General features: G+C 70.0%; 1 protein-coding gene. It reads right to left on the bottom strand.

Translation table 11 applies throughout. The annotated features are described in order from the left end of the window. Window positions 1-1,034 (bottom strand): cytochrome P450 (locus PV341_RS45070; RefSeq protein WP_500361045.1); only part of this gene is annotated, 1,034 nt, incomplete at both ends.

Below are 1,034 nucleotides of genomic sequence, written 5' to 3'. Positions count from 1 at the left end.
CGCGGGTGACGTCGAAGGTGTCGGGGGCGGTGAAGACCTCGGGGTCGTGGTTGGCGGAGGCGTAGAAGATGCCGACGCGGTCGCCCTCGCGGATCTTGGCTCCGCCCAGCTCCGTGTCGTGGGTGGCGGTGCGCTGGAAGGAGGTGACCGGCGTGGCCCAGCGGACGATCTCGTCGGCGGCGGTGCGGGGGCGCTCGGCGCGGAAGAGGTCCCACTGGTCGGGGTGGGTGAGGAAGGCGTGCATGCCGTGGGTGATGGCGTTGCGCGTGGTCTCGTTGCCGGCGACGGCCAGGACGAGGACGAAGAAGCCGAACTCGTCGGTGGTGAGGTTGCCCTCGTTCTCGGCGGCGACGAGCTTGGTGACGATGTCGTGGGCGGGGCAGGCCTTGCGTTCGTCGGCCATGTTCATCGCGTAGGAGATGAGCTCGATGGAGGACTCGGTGCCGATCTCCTCGGTGATGGCGAGCTCGGGGTCGTCGTAGCCGATCATGTTGTTGGACCACTCGAAGATCTTGCCGCGGTCCTCCTGGGGGACGCCGATGAGTTCGGCGATGGCCTGGAGGGGCAGTTCGCAGGCGACGTCGGTGACGAAGTCGCCGCTGCCGTGGGCGGCGGCGCCGGCGACGATGCGTTCGGCGCGCCGGCGCAGGGCGTCCTCGAGGGCGCGGATGGCGCGGGGGGTGAAGCCGCGCTGGACGATCTGCCGCAGGCGGGTGTGCTCGGGCGGGTCCATGTTGAGGATGATCAGCTGCTGGGCGTCGATGCGGTCCCGCTGCATGTGCTCGTTGAAGCGGATGATCGCGGTGTTGGTGCGGGAGGAGAAGGTCTCGGGGGTGGTGGAGACCGTCTTGACGTCGGCGTGGCGGGTGACGGCCCAGTAGCCGTCGTCCCCGAAGCCCGCGATGCCGTGGGGCTGGGGGATCCAGGAGACGGGTGCGGTGCGCCGGAGGGCGGCGAACTCCGGGAGGGGTATGCGCTCCTGGTTGACGTCCGGGTCGGTGAAGTCGAAGCCGTCGGGGAGGGCGGGGCAGGAG

It is taken from the genome of Streptomyces sp. PA03-1a, from assembly GCF_033792805.1.
Classification (GTDB): Bacteria; Actinomycetota; Actinomycetes; order Streptomycetales; family Streptomycetaceae; genus Actinacidiphila.
This window is presented reverse-complemented; position numbering and strand designations above follow the sequence as displayed.